The sequence below is a fragment of the Enterocloster lavalensis genome (genome assembly GCF_046603895.1).
GTDB classification, from domain to species: domain Bacteria; phylum Bacillota; class Clostridia; order Lachnospirales; family Lachnospiraceae; genus Enterocloster; species Enterocloster lavalensis.
Genome location: NZ_CP176637.1, coordinates 2,125,815 through 2,145,689 on the forward strand (window position 1 = coordinate 2,125,815; position 19,875 = coordinate 2,145,689).

Here is a 19,875-nt window from a genome sequence, read left to right on the forward strand (position 1 = left end):
TATATCTCCTTTTATGTAGTGCAGTCAATACATTTGTTGTCGTTTATAGCTCCAGATATCCAGATAATTCGTATTGGTGTTAAGCTCATCTATCTTCTTCATATCTTCCTTGGAGATAGTAAAATCCAAAAACTTATTATTAATTATATGTTCTTTTGTCTTTGACCTCGATAAGGGCGTATATCCCTTTTGCAAACTCCATCTCAGCGCAAGTTGTCCCACATTACAGTTGTACCTATCCGCCATATCCATATACACTTTACTATTTAGTTCTCCTCTCCCCATAGGAGACCATGCTTCTATATCCATTCCCATTTTTCGAGAATATTGTACCAGACCTATCTGTTGATATCCTGGGTGTATCTCCAACTGGTGAACTTTAGGCTTCACCTTACAATTATCCAAAATATCTGCAAGGTGCCTTTCTAAAAAGTTGCATACACCAAGATTTTTTACTTTTCCAGCTTTATATAGCTCTTCAAAAGCTCTCCATATCTCCACATTCTCATGATGATATGTTTTTTCACTGCCTCTGTTTACCGGCCAATGGATAAAATATACATCTACATAGTCAACTCCAAGATTTGACAACGACTGTTCAAAATCATCCAAAACAGCCTGATATCCAACCACGCCAGGCGTTACTTTTGTCTGTATGATATAGTCTTCTCTTTTGTGTCCGCCGTCACTACACGCTTTCTTCAGTGCCCGCCCTACTGCCGCTTCACTTCCATATGCTCTGGCCGTATCAATCACTTTGTACCCATGTGTCAAAGCAGTATATATGGCTTCCTCTGCATCCTCCGCCAAATCCGCAGTTCCAAATCCCACTTCTGGTATCAGCATAATATCATCCTCGTTTACTTATATAATCCTCATACAATTCTTCAAGCCCATCCCGAAGCGACACGGATGAACTCCATCCAAGAGCATGTATCTTAGTCGAATCCAAGATCCTGCGTGGCATACCATCAGGTTTGCTGATATCGCATTCTATACGGCCATTAAATCCAACTATATCTCTAATCATTTCTGACAACTCTTTTATAGTTACCTCTTCATCGGTGCCCACATTAATTGTTTCCTCGGCAGAATAGTTATTCATCAGGAAAATACTAGCCGACGCGATATCCCTTGTATTGATAAACTCCCTCTTTGCGCTTCCTGTCCCCCACAAAATCACTTTATCATCACACTGTTCTTTTGCCTTTTGATACTTCATAATAAGAGCCGGAATTACATGCGACTTATCCGGATCAAAACAATCTCCTACCCCATATGCATTAGCTGGTATTGCAGATATATAATCTACACCATATTGCCTATGGAGATATGAACACAATCTCGTGCCAGCAATTTTAGCTAACGCGTATCCTTCATTTGTAGCTTCAGGATATCCTGATAAGATCATCCTCTCCTTCATTGGCTGCTCACACTCTTTTGGATACATACATGCACTACCAAGATATAATAATTTTTTCACTTTATGCTTATAGCTTGACCAAATTACATTATTTGCTATTTGCATATTAACATAATAAAAATCTGCTGGAGCTTCGCTATTCGCCTTGATCCCCCCCACTAATCCAGCACCTACTATCACGTAATCTGGCTTCTCTTTATCAAAGAACACCTCTACCGCTCGCTGATCAGTAAGATCAAGCTCATTGTGCGTACGCAGCACCAAATTGGTATATCCCTGCTTTTTTAATTCTTTAACTATCCCGCTTCCAACTAACCCTGTATGTCCAGACACATATATCCTATCTTGTTTATTCATCTGCTTTTCTTTCTATTGTTTAATTGCCTCATCTAGTACCTTTATAAAGTAATCTATTTCTTTATTATTATTGGAACTATGATTCCCGATAAAAAAACCATTAAAGTGAATGTCGTCAGCATTAACCAGTTTTTCTGGTATGCTATAGTCCATATATTCAATCACTTTATTTCTGGTAAAGTTTCCAGCCACGATCGGCCTAGTTTCAATACCATTCTCCCTTAACGCATGAACGATCTTATCTCTTTGCCCTAAGAGTTTTCCCTGAAGAAGCAGTGCAAATCCAAACCAAGAAGATTCCCCTATTTCTTTTTGGATTCTTATATCTTCGAACTTCTGCATTCTATTCTTAAAATACTCTGCATTCTTTCTTCTTTGTTTTATCATACCATCCATCTTCTTGAGCTGTTCCTGCCCTATAGCCCCTTCCATTTCTAGCGGCCTTATATTGAATCCCGGAATTATAAAGTTGAAACTCTCATAGAATGGATCTGATCTTTTTTCATATATAGTGCTATTATCCGGAAGGTTTCTGGTCCATCCATGTGCTCTGACTGCCAGCATATACTCGTATAATTGATCATCATCCGTTACCACTGTCCCCCCCTCCATAGTACAGATGTGATGGGAGTAGAATGATGAGTACGTTCCGACTACCCCAAATGTTCCGGCCTGTTTGTCGTTGTATTTGGCTCCTAATGACTCACAGTTATCCTCCATAATTATTATATCTTTACCCTTACACATATCTCTTATAACATCAAAGTCATTCGGATTACCTAATAAGTTGACCAAAAGTATCATCTTTGTTTTATTTGTTATATTTCTTCTAAGCGAATTCAAATCGATGTTTAACGTTTCTTTATCTATATCAACAAACACCACTTTCATGCCAAATTGTTCCAAGGGCGCATATGTAGTACTCCACGAAACTGCAGGAACGATAACTTCACTCCCTCTCGGCAATCTATGTGAATACACTAACGCTGCTATTGCGAGCAAATTGGCAGTCGAACCCGAACTCACCATAATAGCATATTTTGTACCAAACCGCTTTGCGAAATCTTCCTCATACTTTCTCACTTCCTGGCCCATAGTATACATATTAGACCTTATCACTTTTTCTATTGCGGCTATTTCTTCGCTTCCCCATGGATTGTCACATAATTTAAATTCCATAATTATTTATTCCTCATTTCCCTTTCTGCTATTTTCATGTCATGATCGACCATTATGTTAATCAGTTCTTCATAACTGGTTTGCTGCGGATTCCATCCAAGAACAGTTTTAGCCTTAGTTGGATCTCCCCATAAATTATCAACATCTGTTGGTCTAAACCACCTCGCATTTACTTCAACAATCACCGTGCCACTTTCGCTGTCGATTCCCTTTTCATCTATTCCAGAGCCTTCCCATATAATATTTTTTCCGGCCCGTTTAAAGGCTCTTTCTACGAAATCTCTAACCGTATGTTGCTCCCCAGTAGCTATTACAAAATCTTCAGGTTTTTCTTGTTGTAGCATTAACCACATACATTCAACATAATCTTTAGCATACCCCCAATCTCTCAGTGAATCCATGTTTCCCAAATACAATTTTTCCTGCAAACCACACGCTATTCTCGCCACCGCTAATGTTATCTTTCTTGTAACAAAATTTTCTCCTCGTCTTTCCGACTCATGATTGAACAAAATTCCATTTACTGCAAACATCCCATACGCATTCTCTATACTCCTTAACAATCCAAAAACCATATTGCTTAGCCACCGCATATGGACTATACGGATGAAATGGTGTAGTTTCTCTTTGCGGAACCTCTTCAACTTTACCGAAAAGTTCCGATGTAGAGGCTTGATATATCTTACAAGTTTTTGATAACCCAAGTATTCTGACCGCTTCCAACAGCCTCAAAACGCCTATCGCATCTACCTCCCCAGAATATTCCGGAACATCAAAACTGATCTGCACGTGACTTTGAGCTGCCAAATTATAGATCTCATCTGGCTGAACCAATCCAATAATTCTAATCAGGCTGCTGGTATCCGTCAAATCCCCTTCATGAAGGGTAACACATTGGCTTTCTATCAAATGGTCTATCCTTGCAGTATTAGAAATAGATGCCCTACGTATAATTCCATGGACATCATACTCTTTTTTTAGTAAAAATTCTGCCAAAAAGCTCCCATCCTGACCCGTTATTCCTGTAATCAATGCCTTTTTCATCTTATCTCTCCTTTTTTGCAACTTCCAATTCTTGATTCCATATTGCCTCTACTCTTTTTATAGTGAAAGGATCGGTGAGATTCATTCCCGTTGTCCTTATAGTTGAAGTTATATTATTAACTGTTTGGTAAGTCTTTCCTGAGGCCATTTTAACTATTCTTGCCATATAACTTACATACGAGGAGCTACATACAAGGCCTTCACACGCCGCCAGCGTATATACATCTTTTACGATTTCTTTCCCCAATCTATAATGGTGTTTTTCACGTTCCACTTCACCATAACAGCTCATTCTCATCCCATCGGATCTCTCAACATCCTTATAATAAATTAGACTTTCTTGGTACTTATCTATAAATGCTTTTAATATATTATTATCATCTGTAGCCAAAAATATCTTATTCGCATTTATCAAAGCCATACTTTTCGCTGTCTCTTCTATATATCTATCTATCCCAATAGGTATAGGGTGATTCTTATAATGAACCTGTGCATCTGCACCTCTTGCATGGACTGCCAAAACCTTGTCCGTGCCTATCATCTGGGATATATCCCTGTCTATCTCCTCCTTTATCCTTGCTTCCAAGCGTATATATTTTTTTTGCATCTGAGCCAACTTATAAAAATCATCATCCGTTATCATATAATCATCATCACGGCCGGGAGCAAATACATCATAATATCCGTAATCTATACTATTTTTATCTAAAATCACATATTTGCTTTGTTTTACATCTTCAACATCCAATCCATAAGGTTGTACAAAATAATGTTCAAATATATTGGCGTTTTGCATAGTATTCTCCACAAAAAATTGGCTATTTATCCAACTAATACAATGCAAAAAACCCATCTGTTCAGAAAAGCACAGCCTATTAAGCCAATATATCCATTCTGCACAAAACCCTCCTGATCCCGAATCTCTTTCTGTCAACACAATTACTCTATTAGGATTTTTTTGTCCAAACGTCACTACAGATATATTTCTAGTTATAATAGTCTTCCCATTCACACATATAGTCGGTATATACCTTGCCACATATTCCTGAAACTCCCTATGTGGTAATCTATATATAAATTTGAGACAACATTTAAGGAATGGTCTTTTTTCAACCAATCTTCTTGTAGAAACAAAAAAATGTTTTAAAATTTTCATTAGCACTCCAGAAATTCAATATAATGATCCATAACCTCTTCTGCATTTCCAATCATAACTGACTCTCCTTTGTTTAGCCACAAAGCTCTCTCACAAACAGATTTAACTGATTCTGCTGAATGTGAAACATATAATAATGTTGTTCCAGAATCCCGCATATCCTGCATCCTCTTTTCACATTTCTGCTGAAATGCATAGTCCCCAACCGCAAGGACCTCATCACATATCAATATATCTGGTCTAGTTACAGTTGCCACAGCAAATCCCAATCTCGCTGACATACCAGAACTATAATTTTTTATTGGCATATCCAAAAAATTCTGCAACTCAGCAAAATCGACTATTTCCTCAAAATGTTCTTGCATAAAATATTTATCATGCCCGAGCACTGCACCATTCAAAAAAATATTCTCTCTGGCTGTAAGATCAGGGTCAAAGCCAGCCCCCAATTCAATCAACGGCGCCATTGCCCCATTGATAGTTACCGTTCCCTTATAGGGTTTAAGGATACCACAAATCAGTTTCAAAAGAGTAGACTTTCCTGATCCGTTAGTACCAACAATCCCCCATGCCTCACCTTTTTTCACTTTTAAAGAAATGTCCTTTAAAGCTAAAAATTCTTTAAACATAAGTTCTCTTTTTGCAAGCTTTACAAAATACTCCTTTAAGTTGTCGATTCGTTCGGAAGCCATATTAAATCGCACTGTTGTATGATCAACAATTATTGCATAATCTTCATTCTTCATTGACACACTCTTTCTTATATATATAATATAAATTTATCTTGATTTTTAAAGAATACAATAGTTCCCACAATCAGCACCGCAAATGCAACAGCAAAACCGTACAATATTAGTCTCGGATCCGGAAATGCTCCCTCCAATACTATAATTCTAAATTGTGTAATATATGAGTAAAGCGGATTAAAATGCTTAATGATTTTTTGAAGTGATAATGGTAGCTGCTGTATTGGATAAAAAATAGGTGTGAGATACATCCATGCTGTAAGCACTGCTGAATAAATATATTGAATATCTCTAAAAAAGACTGTCCCTTGAGCCAATATCATTCCTAATCCTGTACAAAAAATATACATCTGAAAAAGTATCACCGGAATAAATAACATGTTCGTATTCGGTTTTATCTTACATATAACAAATACTATAATCATCGCTCCCAAAGAAAACACAGTGTTAACAAACGAACTAGTTACCTTCGATAACGTAAAAATATATTTAGGAACATATGTTTTTTTCATCAATGCTGCATTCCCCGTAATTGACCACATTGCTTGATTAGTTGATTCTGAAACAAAACCAAAAAGTGTCTGCCCTATAATCAAATATACTGGATAATTAATTATATCGAAACGAAACATATTAGAAAAAACTATTACCATAATAACCATAATCATCAACGGATTTAAAATACTCCATAAATATCCCAAAAAAGATCTCCGATATTTAAGTTTAATATCCTTTAAAACCAGTTGTTCTAGCAATGGTTTATATTGTTTAAATGTATTAATTCTGTCTATCATTCGACCCATATTTTTGTGCCTTTCTTTTTCAATAAAGTTACATTTAATTAGATTATTTATATTTCCGTCTGACTAATATACTAGCTGCCGTATAAAGTAAGTAGTGGGAATATCTAAGGAGCCTTAATGATGAGTTTACATTATTATAATATATCGCAGGATAACTGAGTTTCAAGTAATTATCAAACTCTATCAAAGATGCTTTTTTCGAACTTGTTGGCGGAAAACTCAACATAATCTTTATTTTCCCAGCAGCAACTCGTGCAATGACTCGTGCAATATATTGTCTTTTCTTTTGAGAACATGAAGATTGACACTCTAAGTTTGCATAAAATGCTAATAACGATTCCATTACCCTATCATAGTTTTTTTCATTTGATTGCATTTTCTCCATACTAACGCTTTGCCCTTGCCTTCCCAAACGGTACATATAGACAAATCCATCCACAAACTCTATTGTATTTACATACGGAATCGGATATGTAATATACTCTGTATCTACATAATAGCAATGCTCATCAATCTCAATTTTATGTTCCTTTAAAATTGCAGTTTTAATTGTCATATGATGCATTTTAATATATAGCTGATCTGCGATTTCATCAAATACATATTTTTTTTGATAGTCGACTCCTAAAAACGGGACTTTCATCTCCGGTTTTCGGGCGAATTCCGCCTTATCCGCCTGCCCTTCATCATGCACCCAGTAGAACCCCGAAGCCACGATATCTGAATCGCTTTTTCTCAGAGTCTCAACCAGCCTCACAAAAGGTTCTTCTTCGACCCAGTCATCTGCATCTACTATCTTAAAATACTTTCCCGTTGCATTCAATATACCTGTATTAATTCCAGAGCCATGCCCACCATTCTCTTTTGTAATTAGTTTATAGGTGTATGGATAGCGTTTCACATATTCTTCTGCTATATCCGATGAACGATCCGTAGAACCATCATTAATAACCAAAACCTCTAAATATGGTAACAGTCTTGGAATACAGAATGATGCTAGATTATCTCTTAAATACTTCTCAGCATTGTATGTTGGTACTACAATAGTTAATATTTTTTCCATAGCCATTCCATTCTATTCTTTTAGTGCTGGATCTTCCCATTCTCCCTCTTCGAAACCATCTGTGGACTCTTTCATTAACAACACTTTGGGAGTCATAAAAATAAGTTTAATATCCATCCAAATAGAGTAATTGCGAATATAGGTCAAATCCAGTTTCAATTTATCATAGCTAGTTGTACAGTAGCGCCCATAAATTTGAGCATAGCCTGTTAACCCAGCCTTTACTTTTAAGCGAAAATCAAATTCCGGTATATTTTTTGTAATAACATTAGCTAATTCCGGTCTTTCCGGCCTTGGCCCCACAATACTCATCTCACCTTTTAAGATATTTAGCAACTGCGGTAATTCATCCAAGCGCGTTGCCCGAAGCAACCTTCCAACCGGCAAAATTCTTGGGTCCCTTTCTCCTGCCTTTATCGGTCCACTCTTTTTTTCCGCATCTACCACCATTGTTCGGAATTTGTAAATTCGAAATATCTTCCCGCCCTTAGTTAATCTATTTTGCGTATAAAACACCGGACCTTGGTCTGTACATTTAATCGCAAGTGCAATAACTGCAAAAAATGGGCCTGATATCACCAGCATAAATGTTGCTATTACAATGTCTACAATGCGTTTAATCACCCGCTGGTCCCATGCTAAGCCACCATAATTCCTTGATAGATATAGCGGTGAATCAAATATATTTAGTTCTATAGAGCTGCGAAGAAGAATATCACTAATTTTAGGCACTGTATAACTACGAATATTATTTGCATAACACAGCTTCAACAGCTGATTTCTGGCCCTCGCTGGTATATCTCCAATAATAATCCCATCATATTCTTCCGCCCGTTTGATAATTCGCTCTATTCCCTCATCAATCGGTAGTACCATAGCTATTTCATATTTATCTTCTCTCGTGTCAATTCGATTCATCAAGTGAAACATTGACTTCTTTCCATAAACTAACAATAACTTTTTTGGGGGGAATAATATTGCATAAAACTTTTTAAATCCAAACGCCCACAACATCACCCCCAAAAATTCTAATACTGTCATTAGTATAAGGGCCATAGGATTATGTATCTTCTTATCAAATAGGACAACCTGAACATAGGAAAATACATTAACACCCAAAATAGATATCATATGGGAATAGACCAGATTCCAATATTTAAAAACACCTATCTTCAAACCACCATACATCCGATGCAAAATTAACAACAGCACCAGATATTCACCTACAATTAACCAGTTTCCTCTTCTCCAAAAGGAAACGGTCATATTTATGTTATAATAGTTCATCCACACATAATAGTAGATGATTAACTCTGCAAGAACAATAATAGCGGAACTTAAAAACTTTACAATTCGCTTATATGGTTCGAATCTAGCGTTGTTCTTTTTTTCACCCATATTCTAATGTTTCCTTAACCCAGTCTCGTACAAATACTGTCTAGCTTTAGCCGGTATTAGACTTATTGTTACCCGAATTCCCACTGCCGTCAAAAACTGGGACATGGTAATGAGTTTATATGTGTACATCTTTTTGTAAAACATTATAATTGCCTTTGCATACTTTAATCCTCCACGTCGCTCATACATATGATTAATTCTCATATATAAAAGAACATTAGGAACATTAGCAAATACTGCACCTCTTTTGAACATCCTCATCCACAAATCATAGTCCTCAAAAAACTGGCACGCTTGATATCCCCCTGCTTCTAAAACACTTGATTTTCGGAACATAACACATGGGTGATTGATCGGATTACGGCAGTATATATATTCTTTTAACTCACCGTTAGATTCTGGAAGGAACTTATAAGATGTAACCTTTCCCAAAACCTCTTCTTCTGTACAAGCTTCTCCCTCAAATTCTGCTATCGTACCACTTAACACATCTATTTCTGGATGCTTCTCAAAATAATCCATTTGAAGAGAGCAACGATTATTAGCCGAAATATCATCACTGTCCATTCGAGCAATCCATTCATTTCTACAAAACTTAATACCCTCTGCTAGTGCAGTTCCAAGTCCTTTGTTACATTCTAAGCGCAACACTTTCAAGCAATCTAAGTATTCACCTATTACTAGATTCTGCTCATCAGTTAATGGCCCGTCACAAACTAGAACTATCTCATCTGGCGCTTCTGTTTGGTTCAACATACTCTCAATTGCTGCCTGTAGATACGCCGGACACTCCTTATAATAAACCGACATCAATACCGAATATCTTCTATTCATTATACTCTCCGACCCTATACACCATACTTCCTCAAAAGGTACGATAAACCTTTGTATAGTATAGCATTTCAAACTGGAATATGCAACTTATGTTACGGCGAAAACAACTGGAAATCCTTTAAGGTTTTATTAAAAATTGACATTATTAATTTAAATTTCATGCTATAGCTAAAAGAGGAAAACTTTTTCGCTTTATATTTCTTTCATTAGTATGTACTGGTCAGGGTTCATACGAACACACAGCCACCCAAAATGCATAACTCTCGAAAATACTAGAAGGTAAAAATATTCGCCTCCGAATCAGGAATAGATTTGATACAAATATAGATTATGTGATTACTATAAACTTGATTACGTCAAGCTAGATTATGATCTTGCTTAGTCCATTACCATCATCCGCAACGCCGATTTCGTATTCAATTTCCACCCCCCCCCCCAACAAACCACACACTCACCCCCAAACCACACAAAAAAACACACATCACAATGTTCCTTGTTGCCGCCGTTTGCCCTCTGCTACCTCGTCACAATCAGATGGCCAGCCGTATCTAGCGGAGCTTACGGTGCAAACGTTTTCCGTTTATATTCCCATCTTTGACAGTTAAGGAGTTAAAAAAGTGCTGTAGTCCTTGGAAATACTAGGGTTACAGCACTTTCTTTGAATTCCTGGAGTATGGTAATTTATTCCCTTCCCTTGCTTTTTTTCTGGATCTCTCTCATCTTACTTTTGGTAATAAAGCGGTAGTCTGTCCGAAAGCCGCTGATCTCATGCAGGTCATCTGTCAATTTAGTCCTCTCATACACTGGTTTGAAGCCCTGATCCTCGATATTATCAAAGTTCATGCTTTTCAGCGTCTCCAGGATGTTCGTGCAAGTGTAGTTATTTCCGAGCTTCTGTTCAAGTAGGCGGTAGATCAAAAGCGACAGAAAACAGATCAAAAAGTGTGCTTTTATGCGGTCCTCTCGTTGCACATATACCGGACGGGCAGAAAAATCGGTCTTCATAATACGGAAACATGCTTCGATCTGCCAGCGGCCTTCACTCACTTTTATAATGTCTCCCGGTTCGTCATCCATTAGATCCGTACATACTGCGTAGAGACCATCATACCGTGCTTCTTCCTCTATCTTCTCCTGATCGAGATGATAGTAGACTTCAGCTTTTTCACCGGAATCCGTTACCGCAGTCTTACTGATGAAACGGGCAGGGTCGTTCGGATTGCGGCGTTCTTTTTTATATTTTCCATCGGCGATCATCCTGACGGCCCGTTCTTCCTGCTTTTCCCGAATTGATTTTTGATAGGCCGCATATTTAGGGGAGTAAGTAATAATCAAACGCTGGTGTAGTTTCTTGGTCGTATAGGGCTCCTCCTTATAAAACAGCTCCCCCTCATCTTCTTCCATAAGATTTGTGATATCGACAAGTTTGTGGTCAGAAAGCCTTCGGAAATGCTGTTTATCCAATGCCCGTTCCCGTTCCTCGGCGGGGAGTTTTTTTATGGATTGGGTGACAATAAAAGCCCTCTTTCCACGGTGGTTGAACTCCCGGTTCGTTTCTGAGGCAAGACCGGCATCGCTGCAGAAGATGAACTGATCGCAGCCAAAATCATCTACGATCTTTTGTTCTAAAGGTTTCAAGGAAGTCTGCTCATTCTGATTCCCCGGGAATAACGAGAATGCCAGGGGGATACCGTTCCCATCCATGAACAATCCCATCTGGACAATCGGATTGGGACGGTGCTCCTTGCTTTTTCCATACTTTTTAAATCCATCTTCCTGCTCGATTTCAAAGTAATAGTTTGTGCAGTCGTAATAAAGAATACCGTCATTCCGTTTACCAAGAAAGTGGCTGTTTTTGTATGCTTCTGCCTGGATGAAATCGCACTCCTGAGCCAACACACTAAGGGAGCGGTATACGTCGTGAAGCTTATAAGAGGGAGCTTCCAGATAATTCTGGACCGCTTTGAAAGAGGAACTTTTACTCTGGGGATCCAGCATCCTGGCATAGACCAGGTCGGAAAGGATGGCATTAAGGTCATAATCAAACCTGTGCCTGCCCCGGATTTTTTTGCAGACATAATCGAGTCTAAGCTGGTAGTAAACGGACTGAAGAAAAAGATATCCGCCTTCGAAAAGGGACTTTTGTCCGTAATCCAACAACTGGTTGCAGTGAAATGGAATCAGGACGGCCTGGTCTTGCGTCTCTTTGTTGTAATTCTCAGTTTCGATCCTGGCCTGTTCCTTTGCCCAGACCATGACCCCATCTCTATCAGTTCCCAACATATCGGAAAGATATTTTAATGAACCGAGCTTGCGGACTGTGGTAGAGGTAGTCTTGCCGTTAGCGCCCACATAAGACCTGGTGATATAAAAAGACTCTGAATTTTTAGACTTTGAAGTAGTTACACGCATTGAAATGCACCTCCAATGCTATTATACCATATATTGCCAAATATTACCAGTATTTAAGAAAATATTTTTGACAAAAAAAATATAGGCTACTTGCGGCCTGTAAGACTTTTTTGGAAATTTAACTGTCAAACTCCCGCCCTCTGCTACCTCGTCACAATCAGATGGCCAGCCGTATCTAGCGGAGCTTACGGTGCAAACGTTTTCCGTTTATATTGAGTCCATCAGCATTCCTGGTAACGCTCCACAGTCTCCTCCAGACTGATATTTTTGTTACATGGTTTGAGGGGTTCTTTTTCACTTCCGACGCGTTCATCTTTCCTCAAATAATCGTGTACAATCACAACCAGCCAAGCTCACAATCCTTCATTCCACACAGTTGGTTTTGTATTATAGCTAGCTTCTTGCTACTCGTAAAGCTTCATAATGATATATTTTTTGCAATCTCTTTGCTGTTTGACTCACCGCCTCCCGATAGGGATACTCCGTTATACCCCAAATCCCTGTAGGCACTGAAACCTCTAGCATTGTAATGTCCTGTATACCTAGACTGTTTTCCCTTTACAAAATACCGTATAACCTTTCTCGCCCTTCCATCTGTACCTCTGCAGCCGGATACCCATAGGCTTTACAGAAATCCGACTACAATAGATTATAGATTTTCGCATTCTTTGGTTCACAAGTGAACGGTCCTACAGACATCTAATGTTTTTTCAAAGTGAAGGATATACCACCAATCATAGCGTCTTCAGTTCCAGCATCTTTCTCAGTTCGTCGTCTCCAAATATAGCGGACAGTTCTAGTTTATCACTATCATGCCTGTCAAAAATCATACATAAGATAGGCAACCTGATAATAAACGTCCTAATTATAGGAGTCCCGTAGGAGCAGCACCACATAAACCCAGAGACCATACTTGTGATGGCCAACAACCAATCATTGGCAGATACACTGACGCGAAGAAACAGCGGCAGGAATCTACTTTAGCGATTCTACCGCTGTTTTCAGTTTGAACGATACAAATAGTGCTGTTGGTGGAGAATAAAATATACTGGCTAGCGCCGAAGAATACCTTCCAGAACCAGGTCATACACAATATGAACAAAGATAACGCCATCCGTTAGTTGAACGTATGCTATGATGACCCTATGCAGTTCATAAGTCAAAAGGCGAGGGTACATTTTCCGGTCGGAGCGTCTACTTCCCCTATAGCGGGCAACATTGCCCCCACCTACACAACCACCTCCAAAAAACACCACCCAACCTATAAAGCCAACGGATCGGGGGCAAACAGACAAATCAATTCCCGAAAAACGTCCGAAGGATCAGCAAGTTATGCCCTAGCTATAAACGGACAGGATGTATGTTCTACGATATTTTATGAACAACCCGAATACCAACCATTAATCATTACATGGACACCATAAAATAACTTCACGTCTTTTACATCATGTGTTGATACCACAGTTAGAGGTTCCGTATTCCCCTGTCTTATTCCATCCTTCTGCAACCAGCCAATCCAATCATCAAAATGGTCCACATCACAGGCGTCGCAATTGGTAAATTAATATTCACCAATGCCTGCGCTCCATAACATAATACTGCAAACAGTGTAGCCATCATGTATGGATTATCCGCCGCCCGTCTTATCATTCTGACTCCCGATGAAATCAGTAAGGTAAGGTATGCCAGCAGTCCAAACGGGCCAATCGTAACAAAATACTGTAAATACTCATTATGCGCGCTATCAAAAATCTCGTGATAACGACTAGTCATTTCATTATAATTGTTTTTAACGGTGATGATGCCGAACGTATCCGGCCCTGAGCCAAATATCTTATGGACTGTGGAGAATTCTTTATAATTTCTCATCGCTAATTTCCAGATATAGCCTCTGTGAGTCCCCCATTCATCATCGATCACAACATAATTACTTAATGCGCCATAACGCTCACCATTACCTGCTATATTTGCATCGAACAATATCCATAAAACGATTACTATCCCTGTCAAAAATACAATTCCCCATATTCTACAAGGCATTTTTCCAACTGGCGTTTCCTGCCGCTTTATAATATATTTTCGTGCATAAAATGCGGCAACCGCTATCCATAAGCCAATAACAATATATGCTAAACCTTGAAAATTCACGATAAAATTAAATATCCCCTGTATTTCCAATACCTGATCCGACATTGTCTGATTAATAATATCAACTACCTGCACCACTGAAAAAAAACTGGCTAAAATTATTAGATATCGCTTGATTCCACCCCAACTTCGGAACATATAAAAAGGCAGGGAGGCAAACAATGCCAGTAAAGCCAAATATGCATTATCACTCTGTCCGGTAATAATCGCAAAAAACCCCATAACAAGGCATATATAATACCAAACACACTTCCCATTCTTTTTCTCTGCTGCAAACAGTACACTCGATACGCCAAGCACTAAACTGAGGTAAGCTGTATACGTGTTAATATTTCCCATAAAAGACATGAATATATTGTATTGTTTTGGATCAATATTCTCCTTAAAATGTAAAATATCCAGATTGAAATAGTCTGTAATTCCAAATGCGCATACCAGAACAGATGATACTAAAAAAACATCCAGATACCAAGATCGAAAATGTAAAAATTTACTGACAATAAAAAATGAACCACCATATAATAACAGTAAAAAAAGACCGGTATAACGACCTTCATTGCCCCAAAATGATTCGTAAATATAATCCGAAAAAACCGTTGACAACACAGCAATAGCCAAAAAGCAAATTAATGAAACATCGGGCACAGATAACGTAGTTCGTATATTTTTTGTACTGAACTTTTGCAAAAACCCCGTTGTAAATTTCCCTTCATACTGCACTAGATCTATGATTAACATAAAAATGCCAGTTAATACAACCCCACCTATCAACGTTAAAGTGCTGATATAATAAAATTGGTATTTCGCACCCAGGATATCAAAATAAAAATTTCTATAATAAATAGGAAATACAAATAATATTGCAACCAAATAAAGTGCTAATAAAAAAGAAATTATTCTCTTACCGTTTCGAATAAAATCAGGAGTCTCTTCCAATATTGGTTGAGAAGATGTATGATCATAATTATCATGCATAATTTCCATCGCAGTGTTTCTCCCTTACCTATGTTTTAATATACCGGACAAATCCCTTTATACAGTATATCATTACGAATCCGGTTCGACAACTTTATATTTTTACAAAAAAGACCGATTTCTTTTAATGCTTTATTAATTTAATACACTCCCCTTTCTTTTATCCCTCCAAACTAAAACTGCTAATAATTTCCCTTATTGGAAGTATAATCAACTCGTAATGCAATTAGGAATTTCAAAAAGTATTTCAAAAAGAAAAAGGAGAGTGCATTAATTATGAGAAAGCAGACAAAATTAGTTGCTGTATTATCCACAGCAGCACTGCTCGCCATTGGTGCATCCATGACCTCTTTTGCGGCTCAGGGTTGGGCTGAGGAAGATGGGACTTGGGTTTATTACAACAAGGATGGCGACAAAGCAACCGATTCCTGGAAGAAGTCTGGGGATAACTGGTATTGGTTAGATGACAGCGGCGAGATGGCTGTTGATATGTTAATTGAAGATGATGATGATTACTATTATGTTGATGCTAATGGCGCAATGGTAACCAATCAGTGGGTAGCTATCGAGAACGAGGATGCTGGCGAAGATGGCGAGCCGGATCATTACTGGTACTATTTCCAGGCTAATGGCAAGGCATTTAGGAGAGGTGATAGTGCAACTACTATCTCTGCTAAAACCATCAACGGTAAAAAGTATGCATTTGATACCGATGGTAAGATGCTGTATGGCTGGGTAGATGCCGATACATTCGAGAGACAGACTGACGAAGATACCGAGTGGCAGGATGGCGATTATTACTTCGGCGGCGAAGATGATGGCGCTATGAGAGTTAATACTTGGGAATTGATCGCTATTACAGATAGTGATGATACCGAGAATCTGCAGCCTGGCGATGATTTCTGGGATGAGGATCAGGAGAGATGGTTCTACTTCCAGGCTTCTGGTAAGAAAAAAGCTGCCGATGAGGGCAAGACTTATGTAGACAAGAAGATCAATGGCAAAAAGTATGGCTTTGACCAGTATGGACGTATGGTAGCTTCCTGGTACACTGAGGCCTCTGTTGCCAATGCTACTCAGGGTGTTGCAAGCTATAGTAACTCCTTCATGTACTTCAGCAGCCCCGAAGATGGTGCTCGTTACACAAAGGGGTGGTTCAAGGTAGTACCTGGCTATTATCTCCATGAGTCCAAGTATGAAGATGATGCGGATTATTGGTACTATGCAAATGGTGATGGAAACATCATTGCCGATCGCGTTAAGAAGATCAAAGGCAAGACCTATGCATTCGATAACTATGGCCGTATGATCAGCGGCTTGGCACTGATTCAGTATTCGACAACCTCTGACGGTGACGGACAGATTATCGCTAAGATTGCGGATGATGATGATGACAATCCGTATGATACAGAAGATAACTTCGATGAGACTGCAATGGATAAGATTGCAAAAGAGCTTGCTGACGGATCCTATCGGTTTATGTATTTTGGTGGAGCCGATGATGGTTCTATGAAGACTGGTAGACAGACTATTGATCTTGATGGCGAGAGCTTCTCTTTCAAATTCGAGACCAAGAGCAATATCAAAGGTGCTGGTATCACCGGAGAAGATGATGATAAGTATTATGTAGGTGGTAAACTGATAAAGGCTGATAAAGAAGATAAGTATCAGATCGTCGAGATTGCCTCCTTTAAGAATACCGATAACTTAGATGTAAATGTTGTTATCAACGATGGGGTCAAGGTTGGGGATATTATTTCTAACGTATCTGGTGATCGCGTAAAAGATTCTACAGTTTGGGATCTTAAGAATGTAGACCTTGCTAATTACAGAGTTATCAATACCTCTGGTAAGATTGTGGATGGTAATAAGTCTGTAAAGAATGGCGATGACTATAAGATCAAAGTAAATAGAGAGGGTATTATTGAGTCCATTACCTTGGAAGACTAATTTAAAAGATCTATAGTTTTATGAAATACTAATTGCTAAACCAAAGCTTAAGTATGTAGTTAGGGGTTGCTACAAAGTGGATGTAATAATATCATCCACAGAGTGGCAACTCCTTTCTGTCATAAGTCTGTTTCTTTGTCAACCAAACTAGTGACAAAGCTTAAATCAAAAGCGCTGCCGCACCTATGATGTTCAATCATTAAGTGCGGCAGCTGCTCATTTCGCAATTAGAACTTCTTCGATTTAAAGTATTAATTAGTCCCCTAATACAATCTTTGTAATCTGACAAAAATATAACAAAGTAAATTTCACGCATTATTATATTTTTCAATTAATCAACTCACCTTTAATCTATATTATTTCAATATTTACTCAGCTTTTGTTGATTTAACAGTTGCTATAGAGAAGTAGTTACTATCGCCTATATAGCAACTCTTTTGTTATTCGAATTATTTTAAAAATAAAAGATTGCGTTATAATTACGTTTTCGATTTATAATAGGCATGGCAAACACTATAGTTTTAGCAAGTTCTTTATATTTTTCCCTGTTTTGGATATTTTATGAAAGATATTCTCCTATTTGGTCTAAAATTTAATCAAAACATATTACTTTTTGCGAATATATAGGTTAATATACTATATGATGTTGATCAAAAGGAGGAGATTATAATGGCAGTTTTAAAGGAGGCGGATTCGCTTGATAGTAGAGGTACCGATTTATATCAAGAAAGGTTCCGGGATTATTTAACAAGTAAGAACATGTCAGCAAATACTACCTGTGTATATTGTTATGCAGTTAGGCAATTTTTTGAGATTCATAAAGAGCTTACGATTGCTACATTACAGCTCTACAAAGTTTACCTATTGGAGCATTACAAGCCACAGACGGTCAATCTGCGAATACGGGCTCTTAATTGTTATATGGAGTATTTAAACCATAAAGACTCCAAAATGACCATGATTAAAATACAGCAAAAAATGTACTTGGACCGCATTATCAGTCAGGCGGATTACGAATATCTAAAGCGCCGGCTATGGGAAGACGGTGAGTTTTCGTACTATTTCGTCATTCGTTATATGGCGGCCACCGGTGTCAGAATAAGTGAACTTGTAAAATTCGAAATTGCAGATGTAAAGTTTGGATTTAAAGATATTTACTCCAAGGGAAATAAAATGAGGCGTATTTATATTCCTACCGTTCTTAAACAAAAAACTGAGGTATGGTTGGAAAAAAGTAAAAGAAATAAAGGAGCTTTATTTCTGAACCGTTTCGGCAACCCAATTACAGCTTCGGGAATCCGAGGGCAGTTAAAAACATTTGCGCTGCGTTATAATCTTGACCCAGAAGTGGTTTATCCCCATTCATTCCGCCATAGATTCGCCAAAAATTTTATAGAAAATAGTGGAGACATCGCACTGTTGTCAGATCTTCTGGGACACGAAAGCATAGAAACTACTAGAATTTACCTTAGAAGAAGCAGCAGCGAACAGTACCGAATTGTAAATAAAATTGTTGACTGGTAAGGAGAAAATACGATGACCGAATTTCAGCAAGAAGAAATTGAGACGTTTAAGGAGTACTTAAAGAAACGCGGGGCAGCTCCCAATACAATTAGCGCATATACGGCTTCTGTGAGACTTTATTATTCACTGTATTCTGATATCAATATTCCCAATCTTCAATCATACAAAGAGTACCTTTTAGAGCATTTTAAAGCAAATACTGTTAATATACGAATATTCGGCATTAATCAATACATTGAAACACTGGGCGACAATCCCGAAATGAAGCTGGAAAGTTACAGACTGCCTTCCGTCAAACGCCAACAGAAGCCTTTTTTGGATAACGTCATTTCAAAAAGGGATTATGAACGCCTTAAACGGTGCCTAAAACGTGATGGAAACATGTTCTGGTATTTTGTGGTACGATTTCTGGCTGCCACTGGAGCGAGAATCAGCGAATTGGTAAAAATTAAAGTAGAGCACGTTCGTATTGGTTGTATGGATTTGTATTCGAAGGTTGGAAAGCTAAGAAGAATTTATTTTCCCGAAAAATTATGTTTAGAAATGCTCTCTTGGTTGGCTAGGGAAGGCCGTGACAGTGGCTTTATTTTTGTAAACAAAAAAGGCGATCAGATTACTCCTAGAGGAATCAGCAGCCAACTGAAAGTTTTGGCAGTTCGTTACCACATTCCTCCAGAAACAGTATACCCTCATTCCTTTCGCCATCGATTTGCAAAAAATTTTTTGAACAAATTTAATGACATTTCACTTCTGGCCGATTTGATGGGGCATGAGAGTATTGAGACTACGAGGATATATCTAACTAAATCATCGCTGGAACAGCGAAAATTTATTGATAAGATTGTTACATGGTAATATAAAGT

14 protein-coding genes and 1 pseudogene are annotated in these 19,875 nt (G+C 38.2%); 3 read left to right on the plus strand and 12 right to left on the minus strand.

Features of this window, described 5'->3' with window-relative positions:
* Nucleotides 1–24: 24 nt before the first annotated feature.
* From ACK2JC_RS09415 to ACK2JC_RS09470, 12 genes and pseudogenes are all read right to left on the minus strand, one after another.
* Nucleotides 25–846, minus strand: coding sequence for an aldo/keto reductase family protein (locus ACK2JC_RS09415; protein WP_368272328.1), 822 nt, complete (start codon nt 844–846; stop codon nt 25–27).
* A 4-nt stretch (nt 847–850) separates the two neighbouring features.
* The gene (locus tag ACK2JC_RS09420; protein WP_368272327.1) at nt 851–1,780 is read right to left on the minus strand and encodes a GDP-L-fucose synthase family protein; all 930 of its coding nucleotides are present in this window, start codon (nt 1,778–1,780) and stop codon (nt 851–853) included.
* A gap of 12 nt (nt 1,781–1,792) precedes the next feature.
* Complete coding sequence (locus tag ACK2JC_RS09425) at nt 1,793–2,959, minus strand: DegT/DnrJ/EryC1/StrS family aminotransferase (RefSeq protein ID WP_368272326.1); 1,167 nt, start codon at nt 2,957–2,959, stop codon at nt 1,793–1,795.
* A gap of 2 nt (nt 2,960–2,961) precedes the next feature.
* Nucleotides 2,962–4,003 (minus strand): annotated as a pseudogene (gene gmd, locus ACK2JC_RS09430) (GDP-mannose 4,6-dehydratase).
* Between the two features lies 1 nt (nt 4,004).
* On the minus strand, nt 4,005–5,159 hold the full coding sequence (locus ACK2JC_RS09435) for an O-fucosyltransferase family protein (RefSeq protein ID WP_368272324.1): 1,155 nt from the start codon (nt 5,157–5,159) through the stop codon (nt 4,005–4,007).
* Nucleotides 5,159–5,905, minus strand: coding sequence for an ABC transporter ATP-binding protein (locus tag ACK2JC_RS09440; protein ID WP_368272323.1), 747 nt, complete (start codon nt 5,903–5,905; stop codon nt 5,159–5,161). The genes ACK2JC_RS09435 and ACK2JC_RS09440 overlap by 1 nt, the downstream gene beginning before the upstream one ends.
* A gap of 14 nt (nt 5,906–5,919) precedes the next feature.
* Entirely contained in the window at nt 5,920–6,708 is a 789-nt protein-coding gene (locus tag ACK2JC_RS09445; protein ID WP_024737951.1) for an ABC transporter permease, read from the minus strand.
* Nucleotides 6,709–6,751: 43 nt separating this feature from the next.
* Complete coding sequence (locus ACK2JC_RS09450; protein WP_368272322.1) at nt 6,752–7,777, minus strand: glycosyltransferase family 2 protein; 1,026 nt, start codon at nt 7,775–7,777, stop codon at nt 6,752–6,754.
* Nucleotides 7,778–7,783: 6 nt separating this feature from the next.
* Nucleotides 7,784–9,169 carry a sugar transferase gene (locus ACK2JC_RS09455; protein WP_368272321.1) on the minus strand — a complete coding sequence of 462 codons (1,386 nt, stop codon included), beginning with the start codon at nt 9,167–9,169 and terminating at the stop codon, nt 7,784–7,786.
* Nucleotides 9,170–9,172: 3 nt separating this feature from the next.
* Entirely contained in the window at nt 9,173–10,003 is an 831-nt protein-coding gene (locus ACK2JC_RS09460; protein WP_368272320.1) for a glycosyltransferase, read from the minus strand.
* Between the two features lie 681 nt (nt 10,004–10,684).
* The gene (locus ACK2JC_RS09465) at nt 10,685–12,415 is read right to left on the minus strand and encodes an IS1634 family transposase (RefSeq protein ID WP_368274874.1); all 1,731 of its coding nucleotides are present in this window, start codon (nt 12,413–12,415) and stop codon (nt 10,685–10,687) included.
* 1,488 nt (nt 12,416–13,903) lie between these two features.
* On the minus strand, nt 13,904–15,547 hold the full coding sequence (locus tag ACK2JC_RS09470) for an O-antigen ligase family protein (RefSeq protein WP_368272048.1): 1,644 nt from the start codon (nt 15,545–15,547) through the stop codon (nt 13,904–13,906).
* Nucleotides 15,548–15,814: 267 nt separating this feature from the next.
* On the opposite strand from ACK2JC_RS09470, the gene ACK2JC_RS09475 reads away from it, so the two are divergent.
* From ACK2JC_RS09475 to ACK2JC_RS09485, 3 genes are all read left to right on the plus strand, one after another.
* Nucleotides 15,815–17,488: a cell wall-binding protein gene (locus ACK2JC_RS09475; protein WP_368272049.1), complete on the plus strand. Its 1,674-nt coding sequence runs from the start codon at nt 15,815–15,817 to the stop codon at nt 17,486–17,488.
* A 669-nt stretch (nt 17,489–18,157) separates the two neighbouring features.
* A complete protein-coding gene (locus tag ACK2JC_RS09480) occupies nt 18,158–19,012 on the plus strand; it encodes a tyrosine-type recombinase/integrase (RefSeq protein ID WP_107436624.1) in 855 nt (284 codons plus the stop codon).
* A 12-nt stretch (nt 19,013–19,024) separates the two neighbouring features.
* Nucleotides 19,025–19,867, plus strand: coding sequence for a tyrosine-type recombinase/integrase (locus ACK2JC_RS09485; RefSeq protein WP_368272050.1), 843 nt, complete (start codon nt 19,025–19,027; stop codon nt 19,865–19,867).
* Nucleotides 19,868–19,875: the final 8 nt, after the last annotated feature.

Excerpts from the sequence above, each read along its gene's own strand:
- ACK2JC_RS09450 (WP_368272322.1), bottom strand. The coding sequence starts at position 7,777 with ATGGCTATGGAAAAAATATTAACTATTGTAGTACCAACATACAATGCT.
- ACK2JC_RS09480 (WP_107436624.1), top strand. The coding sequence starts at position 18,158 with ATGGCAGTTTTAAAGGAGGCGGATTCGCTTGATAGTAGAGGTACCGAT.
- ACK2JC_RS09420 (WP_368272327.1), bottom strand. The coding sequence starts at position 1,780 with ATGAATAAACAAGATAGGATATATGTGTCTGGACATACAGGGTTAGTT.
- ACK2JC_RS09455 (WP_368272321.1), bottom strand. The coding sequence starts at position 9,169 with ATGGGTGAAAAAAAGAACAACGCTAGATTCGAACCATATAAGCGAATT.
- ACK2JC_RS09475 (WP_368272049.1), top strand. The coding sequence starts at position 15,815 with ATGAGAAAGCAGACAAAATTAGTTGCTGTATTATCCACAGCAGCACTG.
- ACK2JC_RS09435 (WP_368272324.1), bottom strand. The coding sequence starts at position 5,159 with ATGAAAATTTTAAAACATTTTTTTGTTTCTACAAGAAGATTGGTTGAA.
- ACK2JC_RS09445 (WP_024737951.1), bottom strand. The coding sequence starts at position 6,708 with ATGGGTCGAATGATAGACAGAATTAATACATTTAAACAATATAAACCA.
- ACK2JC_RS09440 (WP_368272323.1), bottom strand. The coding sequence starts at position 5,905 with ATGAAGAATGAAGATTATGCAATAATTGTTGATCATACAACAGTGCGA.
- ACK2JC_RS09465 (WP_368274874.1), bottom strand. The coding sequence starts at position 12,415 with ATGCGTGTAACTACTTCAAAGTCTAAAAATTCAGAGTCTTTTTATATC.
- ACK2JC_RS09460 (WP_368272320.1), bottom strand. The coding sequence starts at position 10,003 with ATGAATAGAAGATATTCGGTATTGATGTCGGTTTATTATAAGGAGTGT.
- ACK2JC_RS09425 (WP_368272326.1), bottom strand. The coding sequence starts at position 2,959 with ATGGAATTTAAATTATGTGACAATCCATGGGGAAGCGAAGAAATAGCC.
- ACK2JC_RS09485 (WP_368272050.1), top strand. The coding sequence starts at position 19,025 with ATGACCGAATTTCAGCAAGAAGAAATTGAGACGTTTAAGGAGTACTTA.
- ACK2JC_RS09470 (WP_368272048.1), bottom strand. The coding sequence starts at position 15,547 with ATGGAAATTATGCATGATAATTATGATCATACATCTTCTCAACCAATA.
- ACK2JC_RS09415 (WP_368272328.1), bottom strand. The coding sequence starts at position 846 with ATGCTGATACCAGAAGTGGGATTTGGAACTGCGGATTTGGCGGAGGAT.